Origin of the sequence: Streptomyces sp. NBC_00038 (assembly GCF_026343635.1) — a bacterium.
Lineage (GTDB): Bacteria > Actinomycetota > Actinomycetes > Streptomycetales > Streptomycetaceae > Streptomyces.
Map to the genome: position 1 here is coordinate 1 of NZ_JAPELQ010000003.1, position 12,837 is coordinate 12,837.

14 protein-coding genes and 1 pseudogene are annotated in these 12,837 nt (G+C 69.5%); 2 read left to right on the forward strand and 13 right to left on the reverse strand.

From position 1 onward, the window contains the following. Nucleotides 1-608: 608 nt before the first annotated feature. Complete coding sequence (locus OG219_RS47625; RefSeq protein WP_266838017.1) at nucleotides 609-905, forward strand: DUF1778 domain-containing protein; 297 nt, start codon at nucleotides 609-611, stop codon at nucleotides 903-905. Beyond that, nucleotides 902-1,288: a fic family toxin-antitoxin system, toxin component gene (locus OG219_RS47630; protein WP_266838019.1), complete on the forward strand. Its 387-nt coding sequence runs from the start codon at nucleotides 902-904 to the stop codon at nucleotides 1,286-1,288. Before OG219_RS47625 ends, OG219_RS47630 begins: the two co-directional genes overlap by 4 nt. A 217-nt stretch (nucleotides 1,289-1,505) precedes the next feature. Here the strand turns inward: OG219_RS47630 and OG219_RS47635 are convergent, their stop codons facing one another. The 13 genes and pseudogenes from OG219_RS47635 to OG219_RS47695 form a co-directional block, all read right to left on the reverse strand. Then, on the reverse strand, nucleotides 1,506-2,018 hold the full coding sequence (locus OG219_RS47635; RefSeq protein ID WP_266838021.1) for a DinB family protein: 513 nt from the start codon (nucleotides 2,016-2,018) through the stop codon (nucleotides 1,506-1,508). Between the two features lie 84 nt (nucleotides 2,019-2,102). Then, a pseudogene (locus tag OG219_RS47640) lies at nucleotides 2,103-2,309 on the reverse strand (ATP-binding protein); the annotation flags it as partial. A 178-nt stretch (nucleotides 2,310-2,487) separates the two neighbouring features. Further along, the gene (locus OG219_RS47645; RefSeq protein ID WP_266838023.1) at nucleotides 2,488-4,974 is read right to left on the reverse strand and encodes a DEAD/DEAH box helicase; all 2,487 of its coding nucleotides are present in this window, start codon (nucleotides 4,972-4,974) and stop codon (nucleotides 2,488-2,490) included. Between the two features lie 162 nt (nucleotides 4,975-5,136). Continuing rightward, on the reverse strand, nucleotides 5,137-5,433 hold the full coding sequence (locus OG219_RS47650; protein WP_266838025.1) for a DUF1330 domain-containing protein: 297 nt from the start codon (nucleotides 5,431-5,433) through the stop codon (nucleotides 5,137-5,139). A gap of 52 nt (nucleotides 5,434-5,485) precedes the next feature. Further along, entirely contained in the window at nucleotides 5,486-6,019 is a 534-nt protein-coding gene (locus tag OG219_RS47655; protein ID WP_266838027.1) for an anthrone oxygenase family protein, read from the reverse strand. A gap of 3 nt (nucleotides 6,020-6,022) precedes the next feature. Then, the gene (locus OG219_RS47660) at nucleotides 6,023-6,625 is read right to left on the reverse strand and encodes a TetR/AcrR family transcriptional regulator (protein ID WP_266838029.1); all 603 of its coding nucleotides are present in this window, start codon (nucleotides 6,623-6,625) and stop codon (nucleotides 6,023-6,025) included. 112 nt (nucleotides 6,626-6,737) lie between these two features. Then, entirely contained in the window at nucleotides 6,738-7,229 is a 492-nt protein-coding gene (locus tag OG219_RS47665) for a nuclear transport factor 2 family protein (RefSeq protein WP_266838031.1), read from the reverse strand. A gap of 67 nt (nucleotides 7,230-7,296) precedes the next feature. Beyond that, nucleotides 7,297-7,524, reverse strand: a complete 228-nt coding sequence (locus OG219_RS47670; protein ID WP_266838033.1) for an acyl-CoA carboxylase subunit epsilon — start codon at nucleotides 7,522-7,524, stop codon at nucleotides 7,297-7,299. A 10-nt stretch (nucleotides 7,525-7,534) separates the two neighbouring features. After that, complete coding sequence (locus OG219_RS47675) at nucleotides 7,535-9,049, reverse strand: acyl-CoA carboxylase subunit beta (RefSeq protein ID WP_323183379.1); 1,515 nt, start codon at nucleotides 9,047-9,049, stop codon at nucleotides 7,535-7,537. Nucleotides 9,050-9,138: 89 nt separating this feature from the next. Then, a complete protein-coding gene (locus tag OG219_RS47680; RefSeq protein ID WP_266838037.1) occupies nucleotides 9,139-9,939 on the reverse strand; it encodes a 4'-phosphopantetheinyl transferase superfamily protein in 801 nt (266 codons plus the stop codon). After that, nucleotides 9,936-10,286 carry an acyl carrier protein gene (locus OG219_RS47685; protein ID WP_266838039.1) on the reverse strand — a complete coding sequence of 117 codons (351 nt, stop codon included), beginning with the start codon at nucleotides 10,284-10,286 and terminating at the stop codon, nucleotides 9,936-9,938. The genes OG219_RS47680 and OG219_RS47685 overlap by 4 nt, the downstream gene beginning before the upstream one ends. A 111-nt stretch (nucleotides 10,287-10,397) precedes the next feature. Next, nucleotides 10,398-11,297 (reverse strand): alpha/beta hydrolase, encoded by a 900-nt coding sequence (locus OG219_RS47690; protein ID WP_266838041.1) that lies wholly within the window; start codon nucleotides 11,295-11,297, stop codon nucleotides 10,398-10,400. Then, a complete protein-coding gene (locus tag OG219_RS47695; RefSeq protein ID WP_266838043.1) occupies nucleotides 11,294-12,829 on the reverse strand; it encodes an FAD-dependent monooxygenase in 1,536 nt (511 codons plus the stop codon). Before OG219_RS47695 ends, OG219_RS47690 begins: the two co-directional genes overlap by 4 nt. Nucleotides 12,830-12,837 lie beyond the last annotated feature (8 nt).

The following is a 12,837-nucleotide window of genomic DNA, read 5'->3' on the forward strand; positions in this document are numbered from 1 at the left end:
CCCGCAGGAACGACGCGCCGACGCTACGCGTCGGAACCCGTCTCCGCTCCGCGGAGACGGCTCGGTCCCTCCGGGACCGGGATCCGCTCCGCGGATCAAGTCGGTTTCGTCGGTCCGGTGCCCCGATCGCTCCGCGATCGTGACTCCTCCCCGACTGGCCTGTGCTACCAAGTACAACTTGACTGTTTCTGAGGCTAGTTAGAGAGACGTCCACTCCGTGGCCGACTCTCGCCGGCTGGGAAAGGGGCGGAGAGGCGGCTTCTTGTCTGCGGGAATCGCCTCGCTTACTTTCATTGGACAAGTGATCGAGTATGCAGTCGAAGACTCTGGAGAGTCGAGTGCTTCCTTAGCTACATAACTTTGGAAGATTCGAGTTCTGCCTCTCCCCCGCTCCTCGGCCTTGCGCAGCTTGGTGCCGCGTGCGGTACCAAGCGAGGTCCTGGCGCACCGGGTGGCGCTGCGTCCGTCTCGTCTGGGGGCCCGTTCGTCTCTGCTCCCCTCTGAGGGAGCTACGGATCTTGCGGTGACATGAAGCCGCGCAGCAGGGGGTGCAAGCCGCTCGGGTCTTTGATTCCGGAAGGCGTGGTACCGCTGGTACCTTGGGTGCCATGTCGGAACCCAAGGCGATGAATCTGCGTTTCCCCGACCCCCAGAAGCGGGCCGCCATCGCGGCTGCCGCAAAACAGGAGGGGGTCAGCATGCAGGAGTACATCCTCTCGGCCGCCTACGAACGTGCGACCGCTGTCGAACAGCAGTTCCTGGACGGCTTCAGGGCGTCGATGGCCCGCAGCGGTTCGGCCTTCGCGGCCGAGCCCAGCAGTGTGGACCCCAGCGCCGAGCACCGGGCTGCCGAGCAGCAGGCGCTCCAAGAGCTCGATCGCCAGGAGCGGGGCCACGCCGCGTGACTCAGCCGGAGCCGCTACACCCGCTCGACGTCACGTTCCTGTTGCACGCCGCCGAGTTGCTCAACGGTGATCCTCAGGTCGACGACTACGGACCGCTCTACGCCGCTGTCGCCCGGGTCAACGCCCGGGCGATGGAGCGCGACATCTACGGGTCCCTGTACCTCAAGGCGGCTGCGTTGCTGCAGACGCTGGCGAAACTGCCCTGCCTGGAGCACTCGAACGAGGCTTTCGCCTGGCACGCGGTTGAGGCCTACCTCGCCCTCAACGAGCGTCGGCTCGAGTACCCGCCCAAGGCGGCCGTGGCACTCGTACGCGACACCGCTTCCGGGACGATCGGTGTCGCCCGGATCGCCCGCCAGCTACGCGACTGGACCGCCTCCTGATCTACGCCGCAGCCCGGGCGTGCTGCTGGAGAGGATGCGGGTCGTCCATCGGGCCTCCATGGCCGGCTACCTCACGCAGCGTGCTGAACTCGCCGCCACAGCAGGGCCGTTGCCGGTCTCTTCGGTGAACCCGCTCTTACGTGTCGTTGAGGGAGCAGGCCCTCCGGATGTCTTGAGTCAGAAGCCGATCGGGGCGAAGCCCCGGTTGGTATTGGCGTCAGCCCCAGTTGTGATCTCCGGTGAAGCCGTCGATGGACTCGCGCAGGACGTCGGCATGACCCGCGTGCCGGGAGACTTCTTCAAGCATGTGGATCAGTGCCCAGCGCAGTGAAACGGTGACGCCGTCGAAGAACGCGAAGGCGGTGCCGGTGGCGTCGATGTCGAGGCTCTCGATCGCCTCGTCGGCGGCAGCCCGGGCGCGGGCATAGAAGTCCAGGATGTCTTTGGCCGACTCGTCAGCAGCCACGCGCCAGTCGGACGCCTCGTCGCCTTCGGCTTCGAAGGGAAGGGGATCGCACTCGCGGCCGAACGTCAGGCAGAACCAGCCGAGTTCGGCGCCGGCGAGGTGCTTGAGCAGCCCGATCAGGCTCGTGCCCGACGGAGTCACCGGGCGGCGCAGTTGGTCGTCGTCGAGGCCCTCAAGTTTCCATAGGACCGCGTCGCGGTGTCGGTCCAGGGCGGTGTGCAGGCTTTCCTTCTCGCCTCCGGTGAACGGCACGTGCTTGACCATGCCCAGACCCTAGTGGCTGGGAGGTGCATTGATCCCGGTTCTGTCGCCGCAGGGGAGAGTTTCTGCCATCGTCGTGACGACGATAGCGATGGCGACGCTGCTCTTCTCCGTCAGCACCTGAAACAGCAGCTCAGCGCCCCTGCGGTCCGGCTCCATGTAGCCCAGCTCGTCTATGCAGAGAAGATCGACGCGCCCGTAGCGGGCGATGGTTTTGGTCAGGATCTTCTCGTCCGCAGCTTCGCCCAGCTCGTTGACCAGCTTGGTGGCGAGTGTGTAGCGGACCCGGAAGCCAGCCATCGCTGCCTCATCCCGCAGAGCACGTCAATGCTCCCACTGCAAGCCCCCGGCGTTGTCAGAACCCAGAGACATCGCCCTCCGGTGAAACCGGACGTTCCCCGCTCTGAGCAACAAGTGGTGTCAGCCCCCACGTACAAAACCAACAGTAGGTCCCGTGCATCAAAGTGTCAGGTCAGCGCCCATCACGGCGGTCTGGTCTCGCATCCTGCGGCGTCGGCCGATCCTCTCGTCTCCCGGCACCTGGCAGGAGAGGAGTGGTGCCGTGGTCAGGGGCGGGGCCCGGATCGATGTCGTGCTCGGCGAGAGTGGCGGACAGCAACTCCGCTTGGCTGGTGGGGAGTTGGCTGGCGTTCAGTTTGGTGCGGGCCTTGGCGAGCCACGGGCCGATCATGACGCGCTCGCCGTCGACCTCGATCCACTCGCGGGCGCCGGGAGTGCGTCCCCAGCGCCGGACGAACAGTTGGAGGATCTCGGCGGTCTGCGCGAACGTGCGCCGCCGCGACGTGCCTGCGGTGCCTTCCTGGTCGAGGGTGACGCGGTCGGGGGTGAGACCGATGCGGGCGAGCAGGTCGCGCCGGCCGGGATCGAGGGTGGGCCAGGTCGTGAACTGACGGTGCAGCCAGCTGCCCGCCTTCACCCCATGGATGACCGTGTCGCGGCGCAGCGTGCTGGGGTGGTTGCCGGCTTCGAGGTGGCGGCGTAGCAGGTGGTATTTGCGGTGCCAGTCGGGGCCGTTGGGGAGTTTCCAGTCCGGGTCGAGGGCGGTGAGCTGGGCGTTGCGGTCGGCGGTGAGGCGGTCTTTGCGGGCCAGGGCTCGCTGGTCGACGAGGAACTGTCCGCCGGGTGCTTGTGCGGGGATGGCGAGGTGGCCGTGCTCGGCGTGGTAGGCCTCGACGGTGGCCATGTGTCCCTGCCAGGCGGCTTCGTGGTCATCCCAGATCATGCCGAGGGTGTCGAGTTCGGCGGTCCACGGCTCGTCGAGAGCCCCGGCTTGGTAGGCGGTGCGCTGGCCGGTGATGAACGAGCCCAGGCGGTAGCCGTAGGCGTCCTCGTAGTCGGATGGCACTCGCAGGTGGGCGTGTTCGGTGTGGTAGCGGATGGCGGCGGCGAGGCCTGCGCGGCGGGGGGCTGAGAGGACGGCGCCGTTGGAGGGCCAGGCGAGCAGGTTCAGGGCGCGGGCGATCGCTGATGGGTCGAGGGTGTGGTCGAAGCGGAAGCGGTGGGTGATGTAGGTGTGGGTGTCGTGGGCGGGGTGCTGGTGTTTGCCGCGGGGGGCGCGGGCGGCGATGGTCTGGTCGTGGTGGCGCAGGGCGGCGGTGACGAGCCAGAGTGCTTCGTAGGGGGTGCCGAGGAGGTCGGTGGGGTCGGCGCCGGGCGGGATGTAGGCGGGGATGACGAGGCTGGCTGTCTTCGTCTTGAGGGTGGGGGGTTTGCGCAGGGCGCGGCCGAGGGCTTGGACGATGCGGCGGACGCTGGTGGTGCGGTCGGCGAAGACGATGCCGTCGACGGCGGGGAGGTCGACGCCTTCGCCGAGGACTTTGGCGTTGGCCAGTAGGCCGCGGTCGGCGTTGGTGAAGCGGGCGATGATGTCGGCGCGCTGGTGGGGGTTGTGGGTGCCGTCGATGGACTGTACGACGATTTCGTCCGCCCAGTCGGGGCGCAGTTCGGTGGGGAGGGTGCGCAGGGTGTGGGCGAACTGGGTGGCGAAGTCGGCGGCGTCGGCGATCTGCTGGAAGTAGACGAATACGTGCCGCAGGTCCTGTTCGCGTATGGCTTTGAGGATGGCCAGGTGGAGGGCGGTGGTGCGGCGCGCGGTGGGCCCGGCTTGCGGGTCGGTGAGCGCGGTGCGCAGTTCGGTGTCGGTGATGGTGGGGACGAGGAGCTGGTAGTCGGCCAGGACGCCGTCGTCGATGGCGTCGGCATGGGAGTAGGTGTGCAGGCGGGGGCCGAAGATCTGCGGTTGGTCCATGGTCGCCAGTAGGGATGGGTCGTCCCAGGCTGGGGCGGTGGCGGTGGTGCGTTTGGGCTGTGGGCCGGTGGTGGGCGGTTCGGTCAGGCGTGGGGCTTCCCATACGTAGGGGGTGGCGGTGAGGTAGAGGCGGCGCTCGGCGGGGATGCGGTTGTTGTCGTGGAGTGCGGTCCAGTTCTTCTCCCAGGTGCCGGCCGTGGCGTGGGCTTCGTCCACGATCAGCAGGTTGAAGACGGGGGCGGGGAAGATCGCGGAGTGCTGGGTTTCTTCGATCTTGGACAGTGAGTCGTAGGTGAAGAACACCGTGGCCGTCTTGTGGCGGCCGAGCCAGTAGGCCAGGTACTCCCCCGCGTTGGTCGAGTCGACCTTGGCTTCGGCGAGGAGTGGGTGGGAGGCGGCGTTCAGCGAGGAGACGGTGATCATCGGTTCGTGGCGGCCGTCTGCGCGGGCGGCCGCCGCCCATTGCGCGATCAGGTCCAGGCTGGGTACCGCCACTGCCAGGTGGCGTACGCCGAGTTCCTCGGCGACGCGTAGTGCGAAGAGGGTCTTGCCGGTACCGCAGGCGGAGACGGCGTGTCCGCGGGTGCGTGGGCGGCGGAGGTGGCGGACCGTGCTGGTGAGGCCCTCCTGCTGGTCCGTGCGTAGGACCAGACGCGCGGTGTGTTCTGCGGTGGTGGGGCTGGAGGTCATTGCGCGGATCCTCGGCATGCGGCACGGCGGTCTAGGCGTTCATTCTCGCGTACGGCAGAGGTCCGGCGCGGTGTGGATCTCCGCGCCACGGGGGCGCGCTCCCAGCGGTGCGCGCCCCCTGGGGGGCTCCTGGGGCTGTGGGGGACGGCCGGCCGGCCGGGTTCAGGCGGCGGTCACTCCTTCGAAGATCATGATTCTGCCCTGGGTGTTGTGTATGCGGAGGGGGGCGATCTCCTGGTAGGCGGGTGACTGGTACCACTGTTGGGCTGCTTGGGCGCTGGGGAATTCGATGATGCCGGTGAATGCCTCGCTCTTCCCTTCGAGTACTTGCCAGGGGGCTCCGCGTACGAGGTAGCGGCCGCCGTGGGGTTCGATGGTGGAGATGAGTTTGGCGCTGTAGGTGGCCACCGTCTGCGGGTCGCCGGTGAGTTGGGCTTCGGCTATGACGTATGCGGTCATGTCGTGTCCTTGTCGTCGGTGTGGTGCGGGCGGTGTTCGAGAGGGCGGCGGGTTAGGAGCGGGCGGAGAGCGGGGCCGGGGCGGGTGTGGTGGGGGCTGTGCTGGTGGTCCTGCGGGTCACAGCGGAGTAGGCCAGTAGGCCGAAGGCCAGGAGTGCGGCGAGGGTGCGGACTGCGTGGGAGGTCTGCCAGGTGTCGCGGACGTCTGCCCAGTCGGAGGGTGGGGCGGTGACGGTCCAGTCTTTCTGGTCGGCGTTGATGGGGAGGTTGACGATCACGGTCAGGATGAGGATGAGGAGGAGCAGGGCGAGGGCTGTCAGGGGGATCCACAGGTCGCGGTCCTTGGTCTTGGCCTTGAGTGCGCCTATGACGAGGATCGCTGTGGCGATGATGGTGGGGATGAGGGTGGCGGAGGCGAGGGTGTCCAGGGAGTCGAGTTCGACTTGTCGGACTTGGGTGTAGACCTTGCCGTCGTAGTCGCGCAGGGAGTTCTCCAGGACCATGACGCAGACGAGGAATCCGGTGAAGATGCCGCCGGAGAGCAGGCCGATCCAGCGTGCGGTCGAGAACAGCGGGCCTTGCTTCATTCATCACTCCTGGTTGGTGGCGGTTCGTGTCGGTGTGGAGAGGGTGGCTGCCACGGTGCGGGCCACCGCTGCCGTGAACTCGGGTGGTGGGTGCGGGAGTTGGTGGGGTGTCAGGGCTGCTAGTGCGGCCTGGTGGAAGCAGATGCCGAGGAGGAGGGTGGCTGCGGTGGGTATGTCGGCGTCCGGGGGGATCTGTTCGCGCTCGCGCAGGCGGGTCAGGCTGCGGGTCACTGCCTGGAGGAGGTGGTGCGGCGGTGTTCGCTGGGCGGGGAGCAGGGTGGGGTCTGCGAGGAGGGCGCCGAGCAGGGGCATGGATTGCTGGTAGTAGGTGAGGAGTTGGGCGATCAGGTGGGCGCAGCAGGCTTCCGCGTCTGTGTCGGTGTCGTTTGGCAGTAGGTGCGTTGTGGTGGGGAGGCGTTCGGTGAAGAGGCAGGCCAGGAGGTCGGTCTTGTCGGTGAAGTGTTTGTAGAGGGTGGCTTCGGAGCAGTGGGCGGTGGCTGCGATGGCCTTGGTGGTGGTTTTGGTGAGGCCGGTGGTGGTCAGCAGGTGGAGGGTGGCGTCCAGGATGCGGGTGCGCGTCGGGCGGCCCGGGGCTGTAGTGGGCACTCACTCACCCTTTCGCAGTCGTGTGCGAGTTGTAGGAGTGGCGGTGGGCCGGGGGGTGTGTGTGGTGACGCGCGGCGTCCGGGTTGGCGCTGTGCGTCACCCTACACAGGGCTCAGTGGGCGGTTTTGGCGAGCGGGGCTTGGCCTGACTGCCATACGAGGTCGAAGACGAAGCGGTGGATGCGCCAGCCGTGTGGGGTGCGGCGGGCTTCGGCTTCGTAGTGGCCGCCGATGTCGAAGTGGCCGGCGGGCTCGTCGGCTTGGGGTACGTGTACGGCCATGAGGTGGGCGCGTACGCGGGCGTGGTCGCCGTCGCCGTCGAGGTCGACGGTGTGGTTTGCGCTGATGTGGTGGGTGCGGGCGAAGTTCGTGCGGGCCATCTGCTGGAATGCGGCGAGTCCTTCGATGCCCTTGAACTCGCCGAAGGGGAAGGTGAGATGGACGTCGTCGGTGAAGATCGAGTCGAGCCAGGAGTCGTGGGCGCGGTCTTTGTCGAGGTGCAGGACGTAGCGGTCGCAGAGCTGGGTGACCTCGTGGCGGTCGTTGAGGAGCCGCAGTTGGCGGTGGAGGTTTTCCAAGCCGGATTCGTCCTGGGGTGTGGGCATCTTCGTGCCTTTCTCGAGTGAGGGTGTGGTGTTTGTCGAGGGGTCGGGCCGCGCGTGGGATGAGGGGTCAGGCCGCGCGTTGGAACTGGATGCTGCGCCAGGCGCGGGGCTGGAAGGGGGTGGGCTGTTGCCGGTGCCAGCGGGCTGGGGTGGGTGGCCGGCGGGTTTCGGCGGCGCGGGTGGCGTGGGTGAGGCGCTGGTGCAGGACGGCGATGACGGCGGCGAGTTCCTCGGGGGTGGGGTTGCCGCGTTCGATCTTCAATTCGAGGGCGGGGGTGGGGGGTTGGGTGGTCATGGCCGGCCTCTCACTGGGGGGGTGTGCCGTGTTTGCGGCGGGGCAGGGGTGCGTCCTTGGCGGCGAGCATGGTCAGGGCGCTGATGAGGGACCTGCGGGTGTCGGCGGGGTCGATGACGTCGTCGATGAGGCCGCGTTCGGCGGCGTAGTAGGGGTGGACGAGGTTGCGCTTGTATTCGTCGATCTTGTGGGCGCGCATGGTGTCGGGGTCCTCGGCGGCGGCGATCTCGCGGCGGAAGACGACGTTGGCGGCGCCTTCGGCGCCCATGACGGCGATTTCGTTGGTGGGCCAGGCGAGGGCGACGTCGGCGCCGATGGAGCGCGAGTCCATGACGATGTAGGCGCCGCCGTAGGCCTTGCGCAGGACGACGGAGACGCGGGGGACGGTGGCGTTGCAGTAGGCGTAGAGGAGTTTGGCGCCGCGGCGGATGATGCCTTCGTGTTCCTGGTCGACGCCGGGCAGGAAGCCGGGGACGTCGACGAGGGTGACCAGGGGGATGTTGAAGGCGTCGCAGAACTGGACGAAGCGTGCGGCCTTCTCGCTGGCTTTGATGTCGAGGACGCCGGCCATGGAGGCGGGCTGGTTGGCGACGATGCCGGTGGTGCGGCCGTCCAGGCGGGCGAGGGTGCAGACGATGTTGGGGGCCCAGGCGGTGTGGACTTCCATGTGTTCGCCGTCGTCGACGATTTCCTCGATGACGGTGCGGATGTCGTAGGAGCGGTTGCCGTCGGCGGGGACGGTGTCCAGGAGGGTGGGGCAGGGTCGGTCGGCGGGGTCGTCGGTCAGTGTTTCCGGGGGGAGTTCGCGGTTGTTGGCGGGGAGCAGGGAGAGCAGGTAGCGGACTTCGGTGAGGCAGGTCTCCTCGTCGTCGTAGACGAAGTGGGCCACTCCGGAGGTGGCGGCGTGGACGTCGGCGCCGCCGAGGCCGTTCTGGGTGATTTCCTCGCCGGTGACGGCTTTGACGACGTCGGGGCCGGTGATGAACATCTGTGAGATGTCGCGTACGGCGAAGACGAAGTCGGTGAGGGCGGGGCTGTAGGCGGCGCCGCCGGCGCAGGGGCCGAGCATGACGCTGATCTGCGGGATGACGCCGGAGGCCTGGGTGTTGCGGCGGAAGATGCCGCCGTAGCCGGCCAGCGCGCTGACGCCTTCCTGGATGCGGGCGCCCGCGCCGTCGTTGAGGGAGACCAGGGGTGCGCCGGCGGCGGTGGCCATGTCCATGATTTTGTGGATCTTGGTGGCGTGGGCTTCGCCGAGGGCGCCGCCGAAGATGCGGAAGTCGTGGGCGTAGACGAAGACGGTGCGGCCCTCGACGGTGCCCCAGCCGGTGATGACGCCGTCGGTGTACGGCTTCTTCGCCTCCAGGCCGAAGCCGGTCGCGCGGTGCCGGCGCAGTGCCTCGATCTCGGTGAAGCTTCCCTTGTCGAGGAGGAGGGCGATGCGTTCGTGGGCGGTCAGTTTGCCTTTGGCGTGCTGTCGTTCGGTGGCCGCCGGGTCGGGGCCGAGCAGGATGCGTTCCTTGATCTCTTTGAGTTCTTCGGTGGCGCCGTGGCCTCCTGGCGTCGCGGGCCCGGTGCGGGGCGCCGCGTCTGTCGGTGCGGTGGGCATGGTCGTCACTCCTCCCAGTTCGGGCAGACGTGCTGCTCGGCGGCGATCCGTTCGGTGGCGTCGCCGGTGTAGAGGCATTCCGTGGGCAGTCGCCGGGCGGTGATGTCGAGCGGCGGGGCGTCGGCGGGGGCGGCCACCGCGAGGGCGGCGACGTGTTCGGGGCAGCTGGGTACGGTCTGCACGCGCCAGCCCTTGGGGCGGGCGGGTGCGTCGGGTCCGGTGCGTTCGCCGAGGTAGTCGCAGTGCAGTTCGCGGCCGAGCCCGGTGCCCAGGCCTTTGAAGTAGGCCTCTTTGCGGGTCCACAGCCGGCCGAAGGCGCGGGGGCGTTCGGCATCGGGCAGGGCGTTGAGTTCCTGCTGTTCCGCGGGGTGCATTTCGGGCAGGCACAGGTGGGCGGTCTGGAGGGTCGGTACGCGCTGTACGTCCACGCCGAGGGGGGCGGCGGCGATGCTGATGAGGGCGATGCCGTGGCTGTGGGAGAGGGAGAAGTGCAGCGGGGTGCCGTGCAGGACGGGCCGGCCGTGCGGGCCGCCGCAGCAGGGGCAGGTGTCCCGGCCCAGGGGCAGTTGGGCGGGCGGGATGTCCGTGTAGGCGGTGAGCAGCCGGCGCAGGGCGATGTGTGCCATGAGGTAGGTGAGGCGGTCCAGGGGGCGGACGAAGGCGGCCGCCCGTTCCCGTTCGCGGTCGTCGAGTTCGCTGGTGACCATCTGTTCGGGGTGGTCGCCGGCCCACTGGCTGCCGACCACCCACAGGTGCACCCGGCCCGTCCCGACCGAGAGGCGGGCGGCGGTGTGCGGTGCGCTCATCGGGTCATGCCGTAGGCGGCGGCCTGTGCGGGTTGGGTGACCGACTGGGCGAGCAGTGCGGCGATTTCGCCGACGGTGTCGTCGCGCAGCAGGTCGTGGGCCTTGATGCTCACGCCGAGTTCCAGCTCGAGGCGGCGCTTGAGGCACAGGGCGAGCAGGGAGTCCACGCCGATGCCGCGCAGGGGGCGGTCGGGGTTGACCCGGTGGGCGGGCGGCACGTCGAGGACGTGGCCCAGTTCCCGGCAGAGCCAGGCTTCGATGATCCGGGTGCGGGTGTCGGGGTCCATGGCGCGCAGGGCGGACGGATCGGGTGGCGTGGCGAACAGCGAAGTGGTGGCGGAGTTCATGGACTTCGTCGCTTCCGTCGAGGGGCGCGGGGTGGCGGGCGGGTCGGTGTCCTTTCGCCGGGGCGCGCCGGGTGCGCCGGGGTGTGCGAGGGCGGTGGGGGCGGCGGGTGGTCAGGCGGCTGCGGGCAGGGGGTTGCCGACGACCGCGCGTCCGGCGAGGCATTCCTCCAGGAAGGCGAGGGCGCGCAGGTGGTAGGTGTGGGCGGTCCAGCCGAGGCTGATGTTGTGGCCGGCCTGCGGCTGGCGTTCCACGAGCACGCGCGGGGCGAGGGGCAGGAGTCCTGTCAGTTCGGTCAGGGCGTGTTCGTCGTGGCGCCACCACTTCTCGTACTCGGCGAAGGTGAAGCGGACGGGTACGCGTATTTGGGCGGCGACGTGGGCGAACCGGGCGGGCCAGGCCGGTACTTCGGCGCGTTCGCGGGCGGGCATGGGGGCGATGAGCTCGGGGCAGGTGCGGAAGGTGTCGGGCGGGTACAGGCGCAGGGCGCCCCAGTTGTGCCTCCAGTGGCCGTGGCCCGTGGCCGAGGGCAGTTCGGTTGTGGGGACGGCGAGGCGGTGGCCGAGGCCGGAGATGTCCAGGCCGAGGAGTGGCACGGTGAAGCCGTCGGCGGCGCAGGTGAGGGCGAGTTTGCCGCCGTAGGAGTGGCCCAGGACGAACAGGCCGGCGCCCAAGTGGTGGGTGGCGGCGTACTGGGTGAGGGCGGTGCGTATGCGGGCGGACTGTTCGGTGAGGGTCTGTCCCTGCGGGAGGTGTGCGGCCGAGGCGCCGTAGCCGGGGCGGTCCAGGGCGAGGACCGTGTAGCCCAGGCGGGCGCCCAGGGTGAGCAGGGACTGGCCGGGGTGGGCTTGGGCGTCGAAATAGCCGGCCCTCATGCCGCCGCCGTGCAGGGCGAGGACGGTGGCGCGGGGTGTACCGCCGGGCGGGGCGGAGAGCAGGCCCGACAGCGGGACGCCGGCGGCGTCCAGCGTGAGGGTCTGGGCCCCGCCCCGTGACAACGCGTCCACGGTCACGTGGAACTCCCCGTGGCAACAGCCTCGCCTGCGGTGCCGGCGGTGTTCTGGGGATCTCCGAACCAGCGCTGCAGCGCGGCGCGCAGGTCCTCCGGGTCCGTCCCTGTGCCGGTGTCGGCGGCCCAGGCCACGTATCCGTCGGGGCGGACCAGCAGCGCGGTGGTGGCCGACAGGACGGGCTCGCTGTCCTCAGCCCTCACGGTTGCGGTGACGACCCGGTCCTGCCAGGGTGCGGCCGCCGTCCGCAGTCCGGCATCGTCTGCGAGGTCCAGGAGCAGTCCGCGGGCCGGGTGCAGCAGTTCCATGGTGCTGAGCGGGCCGGTGGCGGCGGTGAGGGTGCGCGGCGGGAGGCGGCGGCCCAGGAGCGGGTGGGTGCCGGGGCCGACGTCGTAGCGCACGTCCAGGCCGGAGACGAGGCCGGCGAGGTGGCGTTTGACGTCGTCGTACTGGATGAGCTCGCCCATCAGTTCGCGCAGCGGGCCCATCTCGGGGCCGCCGACGAACAGCATGCCCTGGGCGTGGGTGTTCATCAGGAGCCGCTTTCCGGCGGCGTGCCGCTCGGTGTGGTAGCTGTCGAGCAGACCGGCCGGTGCACGGCCGGTAACTTCGGCGGCGAGTTTCCAGCCGAGGTTGGCCGCGTCCTGGACGCCGGTGCTCAGGCCCTGTCCGCCGGCCGGGAGGTGGACGTGTGCGGCGTCGCCGGCCAGCAGGATGCGGCCGCGCCGGTACTCGGTGACCTGGCGGGTGGCGTCGGTGAAGGAGCTGACCCAGTGCGCGGTGCCGGCGCTGATGTCCTCGCCGGTGATGTGCTGCCAGGCGTCGGCGATCTCGGTGAAGCCGACCGTGCGTTCGCGTTCCTGGCCGGGTACGGCGTCGGGCACCACGATGATGCGGTCGACGCCGTCGCCCAGCGGTGCGGCCATCACCATGCCGCCGGGCAGGCGTTCGCCCAGGAACCGCGGGCGCAGTTCGCAGCCGGCGACGTCGGCGAGGTACATGGTGCGGGTGGCGTCGGTGCCGGGGAAGGCGAAGCCGGCCGCGCGGCGCACGGGGCTGCTGCCGCCGCCGCAGCCCACCAGGTAGGGGGCGCTCAGGCGCTGGACGCCCTGCGGGGTGGCGACGGTGATCTCCACACGGTCGTCGCTGCCGTCGTCGGGTTCGTCGAGTTCGAGGAACTCCCAGCCGCGCCGGATGTCGGCGCCGAGCGAGAGGGCCCAGCGTTCCAGGACGTCCTCGGTGTGCGACTGCGGAACGCCGCGGGCACCGAAGTGGGCGTCCTCAAGGACCGTGTAGTCGAACTGCACGCCGCCGAAGTGGCCGAGGGGGGCCTTCTCCAGGTCGCCGAACCACGAAAGCAGGCCGCGCTGTTCGAACACCTCCATGGCGCGTGCGGTGAATCCCAGCCCGCGGGACTGGCCGGTGGGCCGCTCCAGGCGCTCCACGACCACGACACGGGCACCGCCCAGGCGCAGTTCTCCGGCGAGCATCAGACCGGTCGGGCCGGCCCCGACCACTATCACGTCGGCATCCATCGTTCCTC